Annotated in this window: 14 protein-coding genes; 5 read left to right on the top strand and 9 right to left on the bottom strand. The window is 68.6% G+C overall.

What is annotated here, in order from left to right; genetic code table 11:
• Window positions 1-38: 38 nt before the first annotated feature.
• The 3 genes from hemE to ACN20X_RS02610 all read left to right on the top strand — a co-directional run bounded on the left by hemE (window position 39) and on the right by ACN20X_RS02610 (window position 5,223).
• Entirely contained in the window at window positions 39-1,151 is a 1,113-nt protein-coding gene (gene hemE, locus ACN20X_RS02620; protein ID WP_133074011.1) for a uroporphyrinogen decarboxylase, read from the top strand.
• A 510-nt stretch (window positions 1,152-1,661) separates the two neighbouring features.
• The gene (priA, locus tag ACN20X_RS02615; RefSeq protein ID WP_473210263.1) at window positions 1,662-3,863 is read left to right on the top strand and encodes a replication restart helicase PriA; all 2,202 of its coding nucleotides are present in this window, start codon (window positions 1,662-1,664) and stop codon (window positions 3,861-3,863) included.
• A gap of 223 nt (window positions 3,864-4,086) precedes the next feature.
• Window positions 4,087-5,223 carry an asparaginase gene (locus ACN20X_RS02610; protein ID WP_016450381.1) on the top strand — a complete coding sequence of 379 codons (1,137 nt, stop codon included), beginning with the start codon at window positions 4,087-4,089 and terminating at the stop codon, window positions 5,221-5,223.
• A 198-nt stretch (window positions 5,224-5,421) separates the two neighbouring features.
• Here the strand turns inward: ACN20X_RS02610 and ACN20X_RS02605 are convergent, their stop codons facing one another.
• The 9 genes from ACN20X_RS02605 to ACN20X_RS02565 form a co-directional block, all read right to left on the bottom strand.
• Window positions 5,422-6,285 (bottom strand): ChbG/HpnK family deacetylase, encoded by an 864-nt coding sequence (locus ACN20X_RS02605; RefSeq protein WP_016450380.1) that lies wholly within the window; start codon window positions 6,283-6,285, stop codon window positions 5,422-5,424.
• Entirely contained in the window at window positions 6,282-6,704 is a 423-nt protein-coding gene (locus ACN20X_RS02600) for a GtrA family protein (protein WP_017406517.1), read from the bottom strand. Before ACN20X_RS02600 ends, ACN20X_RS02605 begins: the two co-directional genes overlap by 4 nt.
• A 2-nt stretch (window positions 6,705-6,706) precedes the next feature.
• Complete coding sequence (locus tag ACN20X_RS02595; RefSeq protein ID WP_016454509.1) at window positions 6,707-7,711, bottom strand: glycosyltransferase family 2 protein; 1,005 nt, start codon at window positions 7,709-7,711, stop codon at window positions 6,707-6,709.
• On the bottom strand, window positions 7,708-9,327 hold the full coding sequence (locus ACN20X_RS02590; protein WP_017406519.1) for a glycosyltransferase family 39 protein: 1,620 nt from the start codon (window positions 9,325-9,327) through the stop codon (window positions 7,708-7,710). Before ACN20X_RS02590 ends, ACN20X_RS02595 begins: the two co-directional genes overlap by 4 nt.
• A 108-nt stretch (window positions 9,328-9,435) precedes the next feature.
• The gene (locus ACN20X_RS02585) at window positions 9,436-10,386 is read right to left on the bottom strand and encodes an AEC family transporter (protein ID WP_203400319.1); all 951 of its coding nucleotides are present in this window, start codon (window positions 10,384-10,386) and stop codon (window positions 9,436-9,438) included.
• 123 nt (window positions 10,387-10,509) lie between these two features.
• Window positions 10,510-10,869, bottom strand: a complete 360-nt coding sequence (locus ACN20X_RS02580) for a hypothetical protein (RefSeq protein ID WP_016450375.1) — start codon at window positions 10,867-10,869, stop codon at window positions 10,510-10,512.
• A gap of 93 nt (window positions 10,870-10,962) precedes the next feature.
• Window positions 10,963-11,364 (bottom strand): roadblock/LC7 domain-containing protein, encoded by a 402-nt coding sequence (locus ACN20X_RS02575; RefSeq protein ID WP_016450374.1) that lies wholly within the window; start codon window positions 11,362-11,364, stop codon window positions 10,963-10,965.
• A complete protein-coding gene (locus tag ACN20X_RS02570; RefSeq protein ID WP_016450373.1) occupies window positions 11,361-11,924 on the bottom strand; it encodes a GTP-binding protein in 564 nt (187 codons plus the stop codon). Before ACN20X_RS02570 ends, ACN20X_RS02575 begins: the two co-directional genes overlap by 4 nt.
• Window positions 11,921-12,679: a hypothetical protein gene (locus ACN20X_RS02565; protein WP_016450372.1), complete on the bottom strand. Its 759-nt coding sequence runs from the start codon at window positions 12,677-12,679 to the stop codon at window positions 11,921-11,923. Before ACN20X_RS02565 ends, ACN20X_RS02570 begins: the two co-directional genes overlap by 4 nt.
• A gap of 281 nt (window positions 12,680-12,960) precedes the next feature.
• Between ACN20X_RS02565 and ACN20X_RS02560 the strand changes: the two genes are divergently transcribed.
• Together ACN20X_RS02560 and ACN20X_RS02555 are read left to right on the top strand one after the other, a co-directional pair.
• Entirely contained in the window at window positions 12,961-15,030 is a 2,070-nt protein-coding gene (locus ACN20X_RS02560) for an ATP-dependent helicase (protein ID WP_046241166.1), read from the top strand.
• A gap of 18 nt (window positions 15,031-15,048) precedes the next feature.
• Window positions 15,049-15,555, top strand: coding sequence for a hypothetical protein (locus ACN20X_RS02555; protein WP_209803054.1), 507 nt, complete (start codon window positions 15,049-15,051; stop codon window positions 15,553-15,555).
• The last annotated feature ends 74 nt before the right edge of the window (window positions 15,556-15,629 follow it).

Below are 15,629 nucleotides of genomic sequence, written 5' to 3'. Positions count from 1 at the left end.
GCAACCTGGCGAAGCCGACTCGGCGACAATCGCCCACCATGAGCTTCGCCCCCCTGACCAACGACACCTTCCTGCGCGCCTGCCGGCGCCAGGCCACCGACTACACGCCGCTGTGGCTGATGCGCCAGGCGGGCCGCTATCTCCCCGAATACAAGGCCACGCGCGCCCGGGCCGGCAGCTTCATGGGCCTGGCCACCAACGTGGACTACGCCACCGAGGTCACGCTGCAGCCTCTGGAGCGCTTCCCGCTGGACGCGGCCATCCTGTTCTCCGACATCCTGACCGTGCCCGACGCCATGGGCCTGGGCCTGTCCTTTGCCGAAGGCGAAGGCCCGCGCTTTGCCAAGGTGGTGCGCGACGAGGCCGCCGTGGCCGAGCTGGCCGTGCCCGACATGGACAAGCTGCGCTATGTGTTCGATGCCGTGACCAGCATCCGCCGCGCGCTCGATGGCCGCGTGCCGCTGATCGGTTTCTCGGGCAGTCCCTGGACCCTGGCCTGCTACATGGTCGAGGGCAAGGGCAGCGACGACTACCGCCTGGTCAAGAGCCTGATGTATGCGCGCCCCGACCTGATGCACCGCATCCTGGCCATCAACGCCGACAGCGTGGCCGCCTACCTCAACGCCCAGATCGATGCGGGCGCCCAGGCCGTGATGGTGTTCGACAGCTGGGGCGGCGTGCTGGCCGATGGCGCCTTCCAGGAATTCAGCCTGGCCTACACGAAGCGCGTGCTGGCCGGACTCAAGCGCACGGGCGTCGATGGGCAGGACGTGCCGCGCATCGTCTTCACCAAGGGCGGCGGCATCTGGCTGCCCGACATGAAGGACCTGGACTGCGAGGTGCTGGGCCTGGACTGGACGGCCAACCTGGCCCGCGCCCGCGCCATCGTCGGCGGCGAGGTGGGCGGACCCGGCAAGGCGCTGCAGGGCAACATCGACCCCAATGTGCTGTTCGCGCCGCCCGAGCGCGTGGCCGAGCGGGCGCGCGCCGTGCTCGACAGCTTCGGCGCCCCGCACACCGACAGGACCACCACGGGCCCCACGCACATCTTCAACCTGGGCCACGGCATCAGCCAGTTCACGCCGCCCGAGCATGTGGCCGCCCTGGTCGAGGCCGTCCACGGCCATTCGCGCGCCATGCGCCAGCGCTGAGCGCCCGCCCTGCTCCTCATCACACGCAGGACCGGATGCCAGCGCAGCGCCGGCCCCCTGCCGTGACAGCCACCGGCCCGGCTGGGCCGCGCTGTCCACAGTCCGCGCGCCCGGCCGGCGCTTGCTGCACAAGATGGCCACAGACCATCTTATGCACAGAAAAATCTGAGCGAGGTCTTAGGACTCACAGTTGTCACCCGCGCCTGCACGCGGGCGACATATCGATATAAGCCGTTGTTTTTGAAGATTTTTTTTGATAGCACCGTTTTCAGAATGCACCACTCGGAAAGGTCAGACAAATGGGGGGATGGCCATAGATCCGAATAATCCCCACAAAGTTATCCACAGAAATTGACGATATACCCAGAAACCCGTAGCCACCGCCCGGGATGTCTGGTGTAGAACGCCGCTTCCCACGCCTCGGACGCTGCCCAAGGCTTATGCTTGGCGGCTTTGTTGCCGCTGCTCGTGCCCTGCGGCACCAGCGTTTTCAGGCCCCGCTTTCTTCCCATGCCCCTTCCCGCCCATACCGTCCATGTCGCCGTCCAGACGCCGGCGCACAGCGCCGTGGGTGATCTGCTGAGCTACACCTGCGAGCAGCCGCTGGAGCCGGGCACCCTGGTGCGCGTGCCGCTGGGACGCCGGGAACTGCTGGGCGTGGTCTGGGACGCGCCGGCCCAGCCGCCCGCCATGCCCGAAGGCGTGGAGCTGCGCGCCATCTGCGCCGTGCTGGAGGGCATCGCGCCGCTGCCGGCGGCCTGGCGGCGGCTGGTGGCCTTCGCCGCCTACTACTACCAGCGCAGCGTGGGCGAGATCGCCGTGACGGCCCTGCCGCCGCAGTTGCGCGACATGACGGCCGAGCAACTGGCGCGCCGGCTCAGGCCGACCAAGGCCGCGGCGAAGAAAGCGGCCAAGGCTGCAAAGGCGGAACAGGCGCAACCGGCGCCTGGCGCTGCGCCTGCATCAGCGCTCGCACCGGCCCCGGCCGCCGCAGACATTCCCCCCATCGTCCTCAGCGCCGAGCAGGCCGACGTCTTCACGCAGATCGCCGCCCACCCCGGCCCCTTCCTGCTCTACGGCAGCACGGGCAGCGGCAAGACCGAGGTCTACCTGAGGACCACCCAGGCCGCGCTGGATGCCGACCCCGGCGCCCAGGTGCTGGTGATGGTGCCCGAGATCAATCTCACGCCCCAGCTGGAGCAGCGCTTCCTGGCGCGCTTTGCGCCGCAGTACGGCGCGGCCTGCGTGGTCAGCATGCACAGCGGCATGACCAACCCGCAGCGGCTCAAGAGCTGGCTGGCGGCACACACGGGCACGGCGCGCATCGTGCTGGGCACGCGCATGTCGGTGTTCGCCAGCTTGCCGGGGCTGTCGCTGATCGTGGTGGACGAGGAGCACGACGCCAGCTACAAGCAGCAGGAAGGCGCGCGCTACTCGGCGCGCGACCTGGCCATCTGGCGCGGGCGCGATACCGGCGCCAAGGTCATCCTGGGCAGCGCCACGCCCTCGCTGGAGAGCTGGCACGCCAGCCGCCCGCCCAATGCCGACGAGCCGCAGGGCGGCCGCTACCTGCGCCTGCACATGCCCAGCCGCATCGGCGCGGCCGCCCTGCCGCGCGTGCGCCTGGTGGACATGGGCCAGCAGCCGCGCAAGGCCGTGTTCTCGCCGCCGCTGATCGATGCCATCACCGAGCGTGTGCAGCGCGGCGAGCAAAGCCTGGTGCTGCTCAACCGCCGCGGCTTCGCGCCCGTGCTGTTCTGCGCCGACTGCGGCTGGAAAAGCGACTGCCCGCACTGCAGTGCCCACCAGGTCTTCCACAAGGCCGACCGCACGCTGCGCTGCCACCACTGCGGCTACACCCAGCGCGTGCCCATGGCCTGCCCCGGCTGCGGCAATCCCGACATCCTGCCGCTGGGCAAGGGCACGGAGCAGCTGGAGGAAGAACTGGCCCGCCTGCTGCGCAACGTGCAACGCCCCGACCGCGAGCCCGCCCGCGTGGCGCGCATAGACGCCGACACCACGCGCGCCAAGGGCGCGCTGGAGGAGCAGTTGGCCCAGGTGCATGCCGGCGACATCGACGTGCTGGTCGGCACCCAGATGGTGGCCAAGGGCCATGACTTCCGGCGCATCACCCTGGTGGCCGCCGTGCAGCCCGACAGCGCGCTGTTTTCCAGCGACTACCGCGCGCCCGAACGCCTGTTCAGCCTGCTGATGCAGGCGGCCGGCCGCGCAGGGCGCGACGCGCACTACGTGGCCGCCCAGGGCAGCCATCCGGAGATGTGGATACAGACGCACGACCCGTCCCATCCCGTCTACACCGCGCTGCGCTCGCACGACTACCCAGCCTTTGCGGCGCGCCAGCTGCGCGAGCGGCGCGATGCGGGCATGCCGCCGTTTGCCTTCCAGGCCATCGTGCGGGCCGATGCGCGCAGCCAGGAGGCCGCCCAGGCATTTCTGGCCGCCGCCGCCCAAGCCGCGCGCCAGGCCGGCCTGCCCCATGTGGACGATGTGTTTCTCTACCCGCCCATTCCCATGTCCGTCCAGCGCGTGGCCAATGTGGAGCGGGCGCAGATGCTGATCGAGTCGGCCCAGCGGCCCGCCCTGCTGCGCTTTCTCTGGGCCTGGCAGGCGCATCTGCACTGGATCAGGGCACAGCCCGAGCACCGCGCCCTGGTGCGCTGGCTGGTGGACGTGGACCCGCTGGCCATCTGAGCGTGGTACGGCCTTTGGAACGGCCCCAAAAAACCCCAAGCCTTTCAGGCCTTGGGCGCAATCCCGCAAAGCGTTCACCGCTCCTTTTTCGGAAGCGCTTTTAGCGCATTCGCTGCGTGGCTCCCATCGGGATTTGCGCTGATGCAGGCGGGGCATGTTTATTGCATCGTGCCGCATTCAGCCCACAAGGCTGGATCATTCAATGCCTTTCCAGGAGCGATACATGCCGTTCACCCCCTTCCGTATGACCTTGATGGCCGTCGCGCTTGCGCTGGCAGGCTGCGCGTCCCAGCCCGGCGCCAGCCAGGCCCCCGCAGCCGCAGCGCCCGCCACGGCGACCGCCCCTGCACCCGCTCCCGCCGCACAGGCCGGCAAGCCCAACGTGGTCGTCCTGGCCACGGGCGGCACCATTGCCGGCGCGGGCGCCAGCGCCGTCAACAGCGCCACCTACACGGCCGCCAAGGTCCCCGTGGACAAGCTGCTGGCCGGCCTGCCCGAGCTGAGCAACATCGCCAACGTCTCTGGCGAGCAGGTCTTCCAGATCGCCTCCGAAAGCTTCACCAACAAGGAACTGCTGACGCTGGCACGCCGCGTCAACGAGCTGGCCAAGCAGCCCGGCGTGGACGGCATCGTCGTCACCCACGGCACGGACACGCTGGAGGAGACCGGCTACTTCCTGAACCTGGTGGTGCCCACCGACAAGCCCATCGTCATGGTCGGCTCCATGCGCCCCGGCACGGCCATCTCGGCCGACGGCGCGCTGAACCTGCTGGGCGCCGTGGCCACGGCCGCCTCCAAGGACTCGGCGGGCAAGGGCGTGCTGGTCAGCATGAACGACAACATCGACTCCGCGCGCGATGTGGCCAAGCTCACCAACATCAAGACCAATGCCTTCTCCAGCCAGTGGGGTCCGCTGGGCATGGTGGTCGAGGGCAAGACCTACTGGTTCCGCGCCCCCGTCAAGCGCCACACCAGGGGCAGCGAGTTCAACATCGAGCAGATCACCGACCTGCCCGCCGTGGACATCGTCTACGGCTACGGCAACGTGCCGGCCACGGCCATCGACGCGCTGGGCAAGGCCGGCGTCAAGGCCATCGTGCACGCCGGCACGGGCAACGGCTCGGTGGCCGACCGCATCGTGCCCAAGCTCAATGAACTGCGCCAAAAGGGCGTGATCGTGGTGCGCAGCTCGCGCGTGCCGGCCGGCTTCGTGCTGCGCAACGCCGAGCAGCCCGACGACAAGTACGACTGGGTCGTCGCCCATGACCTGAACCCGCAGAAGGCCCGCCTGCTGGCCGCCGTGGCCCTGACCAAGACGCAGGACACGAAGCAGCTGCAGCGCATCTTCTGGGAATATTGATAGGCACCCCCTGAGGCGCTGGCGCGCCTTCCCCCCGTGGCACGGCGCCTCTCTACCCGCTTCGCGGGGGAGGGGGACGACAGCCTCGCTGCGGGGCGGCCCTTGCTTGCTGTCCCTTGCTTTGGGCCTCGTCGGTTTTTTGCGCTGCGCCCACATGGCCCGGTCCATTTTTGGCCGGGCCTTTTCTATTGCTGCTTCTTAGTTCGTTGTGAACAGCGGGGTCAGGGGGCCTTGGGCGATGTGGCAGTGCGCCTGTTCGAGGGCCTGGGCGAAGGCGTCGGAGCGCAGGTAGGCGTATTCGACGGCGCGCTGGGCGCCTATGGCGTCGCCCTGGACGGGGGCGGTGGCGGGGTGGCACATCATGAGGCTGCCGGGCTGCAGCTGGGCCAGCCATTGGGCCATGTGGCGGCCATAGCCTTCGGGCGTGGGCTGGTCGAAGGCGTAGACGCCGCCGAAGCCGTGGTTGAGCGGCACGCCCTGGCGGCGCAGGCGGCGGGTGGTGGTCCAGCCGCCGAGCAGGGCGATGATGGCGGCCTTGGGGTCGCGCCAGAGCTGGCCGGCCGGGGTGGTGGAGCGGACCCAGGGCAGGTCGTCGGCGTTGTCGCCATAGCGCTGGCGCAGTTCCTGCACCAGCGCGGCGCGCACGCCGGGCAGCTGGTGCACGTGCTGGTGGCCGTCGATGAAGTCGGGGGCCATGCCCAGCGCGTCCTCGAAGGCGTCGAGCTGGCGGCGCCAGGCGTCGCGCATGGCGGCGCCGCCGAGTGCGCCGGCATAGGCGCGCGCGATCACGGCACCGATGCCGGCGGCGGGCTGCAGGCCATGGCCCTCGGTCAGGTTGAAGTGCAGGCCCAGCGACAGGCGCGGGCGCAGCGCGGGCAGGCGCCTGGCCGCCTGCCTCCAGTGCGGCGAGGTGGTCATGCAGCTGGTGGCCGACAGCCGGCCCTGCAGCGTGAGCTGCTCCACGGCCTCGTCGACCAGGGGGTGCAGCGCATAGTCGTCGGCGCACAGGACGACGGTTCTGGCCGGGGACTTCTCCCCGTTTATGGCAGGCATGGTGTTCATGGGGATTCCTTGCGTCCGGGGGCCGCAAAGGCCCAGAACTTGGCCAGGACGAAGGTGCCCACCGCCACCAGCACCAGCACCAGGGCCAGGCTCCAGAAATAGTGCCAGTGCAGCCAGTGCAGGGCCGCCCAGTACAGCAGCTCGTTGGCCACGAAGGAGACGCAGGCCACGGCGAAGTATTTGGCCACCACGGCCCGGCCACGTGCCTGGGTCTGCACGAAGGTGAACAGCGCATGGCCGTTGTAGCTGACCACGAAGGCCACGAGAAAGGCCAGCACATTCGCATGCAGCGGCGCCATGCCCGCCAGCTGCACCAGCAGGGCGACCACGGCCAGGTGCGTGGCGGCCGCGCAGCCGCCCACCAGCACGAACTGCAGCGCCTGCGGCAGGCGGCGCAGCTGCGCGATCACATCGTGCATGGCTACTCCCGCGGCGCCAGCGGGCTGCGGTCCTCGTCGCGCGCCAGCAGATAGGTGGGGCGGCGCTTGACCTCGTCATAGATCCGGCCGATGTACTCGCCCAGGATGCCGATGGACATCAGCTGCACGCCCGAGAACAGCATGATGCTGGCCGCCAGCGTAGGCCAGCCGTCCAGCGGGTTGCCGAAGATCAGCGTCTCCATGGTGATCCACAGCCCGTAGAGCAGGGCCGCCAGCGAGATCATCCCGCCCACGATGCTCCACACGCGCAGCGGCAAGGTGGTGAACGAGGTCAGCCCCAGCAGGGCCAGCGAGCCCAGGCGCCGGAAATTGAAGCTGGACGCCCCGGCCGTGCGGTCGGCCGGCACGAACGGCAGTGCCGCCGCCTTGAAGCCCACCCAGGCGTACAGGCCCTTCATGAACCGGTGGCTCTCGGGCAGGGCCTTGAGCGCGTCGGCCACGCAGCGGTCCAGCCAGCGGAAGTCGCCGGCATTGGGCGGGATCTTCACCAGGTTGCCGGCATTCATGAGCCGGTAGAACAGGTTGGTGCCCACCCGCTTGGCGCCGCTTTCGGCGCCCCGGTCGGCGATCACGCCATAGACCATGTCGTAGCCGGACTGCCACAGCTCGCACATCTGGGGCAGCATCTGCAGCGGATGCTGGAAGTCGGCATCGATCAGCACCACGGCATTGCCGCGCGCATGGTCTATGCCGGCCGACAGGGCCGCCTCCTTGCCGAAGTTGCGAGACAGCGCCAGGTAGCGCACGGGCAGCTCCTGCGCCATGCGCAGCGCGATCTCGTGCGTGGCGTCGCGGCTGCCATCGTTGACGACGATCAGCTCGTAGTCGGGCGTCAGCGTGCGCACGGTCGCGTCCAGGGCCCGCAGGAACGCCTCCAGGTTGCCCTCTTCATTGTGGGCCGGCACCACGCAGCTCAGCCGCAGCGGCGCACGCGGCAGCATTCCCTTGGGAGCGGCCGGAGCAATGTCAGCATGCAATTCGGTCATAGGCCAGCATTGTCAGCGGGCTGGCTGCCCGCGCGCGGCAACACATCAAAAACCGCATACGCATAAGGTGTGGGCACAGGAAAACGCCAGCCCGAGCGTTGCAGCGTGAGCACACGCGGCTCCTGCGGCAGGCCCAGCTTCGCCAGCCAGGCCTGCGCCTGCCGCTCGCAATCGCGCGATTTCGCGGTCGGCCCGGGCTCGCCGGCCACGGGGCCGCGCGGGCACAGCAGCAGGCCGGGCTGGCGGCGCCAGTCCGGCAGCGCCAGCACACGCGCATATTCGCTGTCGGGCAGTCCGGGGATGGTGCGCAGATGCGGCTGTGCATAGAAGGAGAGCATGGCGTTTTCCGCCCAGTCGCCGCCCACCCACTGCAGCGGCTGCTCCGGGTGGCGCTGGTTCCAGGACAGCACGATGGCCTGGGCCGCATCGGCCGCGGGCCGGTAGTAGTCGGAGCTGCTCTTTCGCGCATTGCCCCAACCCGCGGCCACGCCAATCACCAGCACCACGGCCAGGCTCGGCCACCAGGCGCGGCGCAGCGCGGCCAGGGCGGCCTGCGTCGCGGCAGGCGCCTCGGCGTCCAGGTTGCGCAGCCACAGCAGCACGAAGGCATAGCCGATGGGAATGGCCCAGGGCGTGGACAGCTCCACCACGCCGGTGGCGCCAAAGCCCAGCGTCGTCAGCCAGGGCATGAGGGCCAGCCAGAACAAGGTGTCGCCCCGCCCCTGCCAGGCCCAGCTGCGGCGCAGAAAGCGCGCGCTCCAGCGCAGCCAGCCACCGCCTTGCTGGCGGGCCTGCATGAAGCCATACACCAGGCACACGGCCAGCCAGGCCGGCAGCCAGTAGAAGATGGGCGCCAGCGCAAAGCGCAGCACATAGCTCCACACCACCTGCCCGCCGCCCTGGTCCATGGCATAGCCCAGCGTCACCCACTGGTGGTGGGCAATCCAGGCCACATGCGGCGCCAGCGCCAGGCCAAAGGCTGCCAGCGCCACATAGGGACTGGGAGTGAGCAGCCACTGGCGACCTTCGCGAACCAGGAGGATGGGCAGCAGAAAACCGGCCAGGAACACGCCGCTGTAGTACTTGCTGAGCATGCAGGCGGCCGAGACCACGCCCAGGGCCACGCTGAAGGCCAGGCCCCGCACACCCTTTTCCTGCCAGCTGGCCAGCAGCAGGGCCGCCGCCCAGGGCCACAGGGACAGCAGCTGGCTGTTGGCGTTGAACTTGCCGGCCAGCGTCGTATACGGGAAGCACCACAGCAGCAGCAGCGCCCCCAGCGGCGCCAGGCGCGCCAGCCCCAGGCGCCGGCCCAGCACATAGACACCCCACAGGCCCACGCCCACATTGGCATAGGACAGCAGGCGGTAGAAGGCGTCGTTCTGCGGAAACACCATGAACCACAGGCCGACCACCCAGGCGAAGAACGGCGGGTGCTTGTGCGTGCCCAGCTGCAGCGGCTGGGACCAGGCATAGTTCTCCAGCATGTCGTGGTAGCCGTCCAGATTGCCATTGGCCAGCCAGGACACCAGGGCCCAGAGCAGGCAGGCCAGCGTCACCATCCAGAGCAGGCCCGCGCCCGTGGGAGCGCCGGCCAGGGCAGAGGGGGAGGGTTTCATGCAATCCCGTCGAGGTGGTGAAAAAACATGGGCGCGATTGTAGAGAGCGCCAGCCTGCCGACAGGCCTGGACTGACCGGGCCTGCCCAGTCCTGCCGCTCGGACCTGCTCAGGCCATCAACGCCACGGCACCCGAGAAACTCAGGAAGGCCAGCACCGTGGACACCAGGATGATGCGGGCCACCCGCCCGCCATGCGCACCGAAGCGCTCGGTCAGCAGCGAGACATTGCTGGCGCTGGGCAGTGCGGCCAGCAGCACCAGGGCCACGAAGGCCTCCTCACCCAGCGGCAGGCCCAGCGCCATGGCCGCGCGGGCCACGGCCCAGACCAGCAGCGGATGGAGCAGCAGCTTGGCCAGCGCGATGGGCACGTAGTCGCGCGCGGCCACGCGCTCATGGCTGTTCATCTGCGAGCGCGCCAGCACGGCGCCTATGGTGAACAGCGCCACGGGCGAGGCCGCGCCCGCCAGCATGGCCACGGTGCGGTCGATGGGGCCGGGCAGCGTCCAGCCCGCCGCCGACGCCACGCCACCCAGCACGATGGCCCAGGGCATGGGATTGGCGGCCATGCCGGCAAACGCCCTGCGCAGCGCCACGGACACGCCATGCCCGCCCGGCAGCCCCAGGCGCGACAGCGCAATGCACAGCGAGGTGGTCACCACCATGTCGATGGCCATGGTGACGATGACCGGGCCCGCCGCACGCTCGCCCAGCAGCGCCACCAGCATGGGCACTCCCATGAAGCCGGTGTTGGGAAAGGCCGCCACCAGCGCGCCAAAGGCCGCATCGTTCCAGCCCACGCGCCGCACGGTCAGCGCCACGGTGGCACCCACCATCAGCAGCGCGCACAGCAGGTAGACCACGGAGACGCCCACATCCAGCAGCTGGGCAATCGGCGTCTGCGCGCCAAAGCGAAACAGCATGCAGGGCAGCGCGAAATACAGCACGAAGGCGTTGAGCCCCGGTATCGCCGCCTGCGGCAGCACGCCACGCCAGGTGGCTGCGAAGCCGCAGGCCACGAGAGCGAAGAAGGGGAAGGTGATCAGCAGGACGGACAGCACGCGGCGATTCTGGCAGCAAGCCGGCGCGTACGCTGCGCGCCCGTGGCGCACCGGTGACGGCGGGCGAAAAAAACCTGCCGGAATCCGTCTCCGGCAGGTCTGGCGGCAAGAGCGCGGGCGCTCTCAGAGTGCCAGGTCCTTTTCGATCTCCTGCACCTTGCGGCGGGCCAGCGCCAGGTTGGAGCGGCTCTTGTCCAGCACCAGGTAGAAGAACACGCCTTCATGGGCGGCCACGGGCCGGATGACGTGGTACTGGTGGGTCAGGGTGATCAGGATGTCGTCGATGGCATCGTCCAGCTTGAGCATGCGCATGGTCTTGAGCTTGGCGCGCACCACCTCCGTGTTGCCGGCGGCGGCCAGCTCCATGTCGAGGCCGGAGCCCGCGCTGCCCATCAGCATGCCGCTGGTGCTGTCCACCAGGGCTGCGCACAGGGCGCCATCGATGCCCAGCAGGCCGTTCAGAGAATCATGTATCGAAGCCATATGCCACCTCTTTCAAATAGCAAGGGCAGGCGATGCGATGGACTCATCGCGCCCGCTCCTCGGGGGAGAAAACTCTTGAATCGGATACGGGGGTCAGAGACGGGACAGATCGCCGGCCACTTCGCCCGCGGCCCACAGCGCACGTCCCAGCAGGGCGCTTTGATCGACCACCATGCACAGGATGGCCGGGTGGCTGCCGCCCACGGCCTGGAAAAGGACGGTACCCAGTTCGGTCTCGAAGGTCAGGCGGTGGCAGGACTTGTGGCCTATCTCGGCGGCCACGGCCTTTGCCATGGCCATCAGCGAGCCCGCCATGGCAGACAGGCGCTCCGTCGGCAGCTCGCTCTTGACCCGCAGGGCCGTGATCTCGAAACCATCGGGCGTGCACAGCAAGGCGATATGCACGCCCTCGAGAGGCGCCACCACGCGATTGAGTGCAACTTGGCCAGCTTCGATCACGGTGGAGGAAATCTGGGGATGCGTTGGTGTCTTCATGCCTGACTTTGCAAGGAAAGCAAGGAAACGAGCACCCCCAGCGCATCCAGCAACTGCTGCCGGTCACGGGGGTCCGCCTGGATGACAGGCACTATACCGCGACCTCGATCGGCCAAGGCGGTGCTGAACGCCTCCTGCTGTTGTTCGCTGGCGTCACGGCAACTGAGCAGCAGCACCTGGGGTTCGACCTCCAGGGTGGCGATCTCGGACAGGAGCTGCGCGGCATAGTCCGGCGCCGAGGCATCGCCCACATCCACCATCAGCAGCACGCCCACCGAAGCATTGAGCACCCAGCGGCGCACGAAGTCGAAGCGGTCCTGGCCCGGGCTGCCCACCAGTTGCAACCGCATTCCCTCGCCCAGATCGATCTCGCCGAACTCCGCGCCCACGGTGGTGAACTCCTTGGAATGGGCGGCCCGGTCGAGATTGGGCACATCCGTTGCGGCCATCAGCGCTCCGCACAGGCTGCGCAGCGCCGTGGTCTTGCCGATGCCCATGGGTCCGATCAGGCTCACCCGCACCAATCCCGCACCGGGCTGGTCGCTCATCCACATGCTCATGCCTGCCCTCCGCGGCGTATCCAGCCGGTCAGCCGCTGCACCCACTGGCGCGACAGGCCTGGCGCCACGGCAGTGGCAGCCCCGTGCGCCTGCGCGCGGTGGCCGCCCAGCGGCGTCGGATCGTCCGCACGGGCCGGCCTCAGGCTGCAATCGAGCGTGCCGCGCAGCCGGGGGTGGCGCAGCAGCTCGGCCACGGCGGCAGGCGCCATGCCGCTGTGCTCGCACAGTGTGGCCACATCCATCGGGCCACGGCACAGCATGGCCAGGGCCCGCAGGGATTCGGCACTGTTCCAGGGCGCGGGCAGCGCCACCCAGGCCTTGAGCCGGAATTGGTAGCGGCAGCCCTCAGCCTGCTGCCGAAGATCATCCAGCGCGCGCACCAGGGTCTGCGAGGACGCCACCTGCTGGCGCACCGTCCAGTCCATGAGGAAGACGGCGGCCCGGTCCAGCATGTCGATCAGGTCGGAGAGCGTGAAATCCAGATCCAGATAGGTGGCCAGGCGCTGGGGCGTGCGTTCCAGGTGCTGCCCCTGGGGCACACCGCCCACATAGACCACGCAAGGCAGCCATCCGGCCGCCTCGGGCACGGGCAGGCTGCCGTCCACCACCAGCACCTGGGCGCTGACCAGGGGCACCTGCCGCCAGCCGCGCAGCGACTTGCGGGACGCCACGGCAAACAATGTCTCAAAACGCTGCTTGAGCAGCGGCGACCACAGCTCGGCAGCCAGGCCAATCTCATCGGTAGTGCGAGCCAACTTCAACGCCTCCCCGGATAGCAGCGGGAAATGAACAGATCGAGGTCGCCTGGAGCAAATATAGGCGAGCACTGATATTTTCGATAGTTTTCATTCAACGATCAAACCCATCAATGTGAACTTTTCTATCGGTGGCTGTACAGCCACAGACAGCTCCCCGCGGGTCGCGAGATTTGTCGCCGAATTCCAAGGGTGCTTACACCTGCCCGGACGGCCCCGACCCCCGAAGCGGTATGCTCCCGCTTCCCTCACTTTCACGCCTTTCCCCGCGCAACGCACCCATGTCCGCAGGACTCAATCTGGCCCAGCTCCAGGCCGTCCACTACACCGAAGGCCCCTGCCTGGTCCTGGCCGGCGCGGGCTCGGGCAAGACACGCGTGATCACGCACAAGATCGGACGCCTGATCGAGACGGGCATGGCGCCACGGCGCATCGCAGCCATCACCTTCACCAACAAGGCAGCGGCCGAAATGCGCGAGCGCGCGGCCGGCCTCATCGGCCGACAGGCCAAGGATGTGCTGGTCTGCACCTTCCACGCCCTGGGCGTGCGCATGGTGCGCGAGGACGGCCATGTGCTGGGCCTCAAGCCCCAGTTCAGCATCCTGGATGCCGACGACGTGACGGGCATCCTCAAGGACTGCTCGGGCGGCACCACCGACCTGGCCACGGCGCGCCAGTGGCAATGGACCATCAGCAACTGGAAGAACGCCGGCTGGGACAGCCGCAAGGCCCTGGCCATGGCGCAGGACGACAACGAACGCAGCACGGCGCTGATCATGCAGCGCTACGAAGAGCGCCTGACCGCCTACCAGAGCGTGGACTTCGACGACCTGATCGGCATGCCCATGCGCCTGCTCAAGAACCACGCCGAGGTGCGCGAGAAATGGCAGCGCCTGCTGGGCCATGTGCTGGTGGACGAATACCAGGACACCAACGCCACGCAGTACGAGCTGCTCAAGCTGCTGGTGGGCAGCCGGGCCCACTTCACGGCCGTGGGCGACGACGACCAGAGCATCTACGGCTGGCGCGGCGCCACGCTGGACAACCTCAAGAAGCTGCCGCTGGAGTTCCCGCAGCTCAAGGTGATCAAGCTGGAGCAGAACTACCGCTCCACCTCGGCCATCCTGCGTGCGGCCAACAACGTGATCCAGCCCAACCCCAAGCTCTATCCGAAGACGCTGTTCTCGGAGCTGGGCGAAGGCGAGCCCGTGCGCATCGTGGACTGCGACACCGAGGAGCACGAGGCCGAGCGCGCCGTGGCCCGCATCCAGAGCCTGCGCGCGGCCAGCAACCCGCCGCCGGACTGGAAGGATTTCGCCATCCTCTACCGCGCCAACCACCAGGCCAAGCCCTTCGAGAAGGCCTTGCGCAAGGCCAACATTCCCTACAAGGTCTCGGGCGGCACCAGCTTCTTCGACCGCGCCGAGATCAAGGACCTGTGCGCCTGGTTCCGGCTGTGGATCAACAACGACGACGACCCCGCCTTCCTGCGCGCCATCGGCACGCCCAAGCGCGGCATAGGCCACACCACGCTGGGCAAGCTGGGCGAGTTTTCCTCGCAGCACAAGCTCAGCATGTTCGGCGCCCTGTTCGCGCACATGCTGGAAGCGGCCCTGCCCAAGAAGGCGCATGACAGCCTGCTGGAGTTCGGCCGCTACATCAACGACCTCGAATACCGCGCCCGCCACACGCTGGGCGCCGAGCAGTCGCGCGGCTTCATGCTCGACTGGCTCAAGGAGATCGGCTACGAGCAGTACCTCTACGACAGCGAGGACAGCGAATCGGTGGCCGCCGCGCGATGGAGCAACGTGCTGGAGTTCTGCGACTGGATGGCCCAGCGCGCCGGCGGCCAGATCGAGGATGCGGCGGGAACGACCACGCACACCGAGGTCAAGAGCCTGCTGGAGGTGGCGCGCAACATCGCCCTGCTGTCCACCATCAGCGAGCGCGAGAAGGAGCAGGACATGGTCATCCTGTCCACGCTGCACGCCTCCAAGGGCCTGGAGTGGCCGCATGTGATGCTGGTCGGCGTGACCGAGGGCATGCTGCCCTTCAAGCTCGACGACGACGATGGCCGCCAGCAAAAGGTCAGCGACGAGACCGCCCAGCGCCTGCAGGAAGAGCGCCGCCTCATGTACGTGGGCATCACGCGCGCCCGGCGATCGCTGGCCGTGAGCTGGACCAAGCGCCGCAAGAAGGGCCGCGAGATGGTCTCCACCCTGCCCAGCCGCTTCATCAAGGAAATGGGCCTGGACGCCGCCACCTCGCGCGAAGACCCGCGCGAGAAGCTGCGCCAGCTGCGCGCCGAGTTCGCGCTCAAGGCACAGCAGTCCACGCCCGCCGACTCCTGATTCCCCGAAAGACACCGCATGCGTTTTTACCGCCCCGTTCTCAGCCTGGCGCTGGTGGCCGTGACCGCCGCCTGCTCCAGCACCGCCTTGCAGCCCACTGCCCAGGCCACCCCACAGTCCACCGCCCAGGCCAAGGCCGCACCCAAGGCCGCCCGCACAACCTCCGCACAGTCCCCTCTCTCATGCCCCGAGGGCGAGGAAATGAAGGACAGCCAGCTGCAGGGCGAGTGGACCGGCACGGTCGAAGGCCAGGCCCAGCCCGTGCGCCTGCAGCTGGGGCCGCACCCCCAGTGGAAGGGCAACGTCAAGGGCACGATCGCGCGCGGCGCAGACACCCGGCCCATGGTCGGCGACGTGGCCGATGACCACATCACGCTGGAAGAAAGCGCCGACGGCAAGCGCATCACCGCCACCTGGCTGGGCGATGTCGTCGAAGGCAGCTGCGCCCGCGAGATCCGCGGCAACTACCTCGAAGGCGAGGATGCCGCGCCCCGGCCCTTCGTGCTGCGCAAGCTCGCGCCCTGACCGGCCCCCGAGCCTGCACACGAGCCCCTGCTGCCTCTTCACTCATTACCCCTTACTCTTCGCTCCTTCCATCA

Source organism: Delftia sp. PX-1 (assembly GCF_055797465.1).
This window is presented reverse-complemented; position numbering and strand designations above follow the sequence as displayed.

What these genes read in the sequence shown, in the direction of transcription:
- hemE (WP_133074011.1), top strand. Translation starts at nt 39, where the DNA reads ATGAGCTTCGCCCCCCTGACCAACGACACCTTCCTGCGCGCCTGCCGG.
- priA (WP_473210263.1), top strand. Translation starts at nt 1,662, where the DNA reads ATGCCCCTTCCCGCCCATACCGTCCATGTCGCCGTCCAGACGCCGGCG.
- ACN20X_RS02610 (WP_016450381.1), top strand. Translation starts at nt 4,087, where the DNA reads ATGCCGTTCACCCCCTTCCGTATGACCTTGATGGCCGTCGCGCTTGCG.
- ACN20X_RS02605 (WP_016450380.1), bottom strand. Translation starts at nt 6,285, where the DNA reads ATGAACACCATGCCTGCCATAAACGGGGAGAAGTCCCCGGCCAGAACC.
- ACN20X_RS02600 (WP_017406517.1), bottom strand. Translation starts at nt 6,704, where the DNA reads ATGCACGATGTGATCGCGCAGCTGCGCCGCCTGCCGCAGGCGCTGCAG.
- ACN20X_RS02595 (WP_016454509.1), bottom strand. Translation starts at nt 7,711, where the DNA reads ATGACCGAATTGCATGCTGACATTGCTCCGGCCGCTCCCAAGGGAATG.
- ACN20X_RS02590 (WP_017406519.1), bottom strand. Translation starts at nt 9,327, where the DNA reads ATGAAACCCTCCCCCTCTGCCCTGGCCGGCGCTCCCACGGGCGCGGGC.
- ACN20X_RS02580 (WP_016450375.1), bottom strand. Translation starts at nt 10,869, where the DNA reads ATGGCTTCGATACATGATTCTCTGAACGGCCTGCTGGGCATCGATGGC.
- ACN20X_RS02575 (WP_016450374.1), bottom strand. Translation starts at nt 11,364, where the DNA reads ATGAAGACACCAACGCATCCCCAGATTTCCTCCACCGTGATCGAAGCT.
- ACN20X_RS02570 (WP_016450373.1), bottom strand. Translation starts at nt 11,924, where the DNA reads ATGAGCATGTGGATGAGCGACCAGCCCGGTGCGGGATTGGTGCGGGTG.
- ACN20X_RS02560 (WP_046241166.1), top strand. Translation starts at nt 12,961, where the DNA reads ATGTCCGCAGGACTCAATCTGGCCCAGCTCCAGGCCGTCCACTACACC.
- ACN20X_RS02555 (WP_209803054.1), top strand. Translation starts at nt 15,049, where the DNA reads ATGCGTTTTTACCGCCCCGTTCTCAGCCTGGCGCTGGTGGCCGTGACC.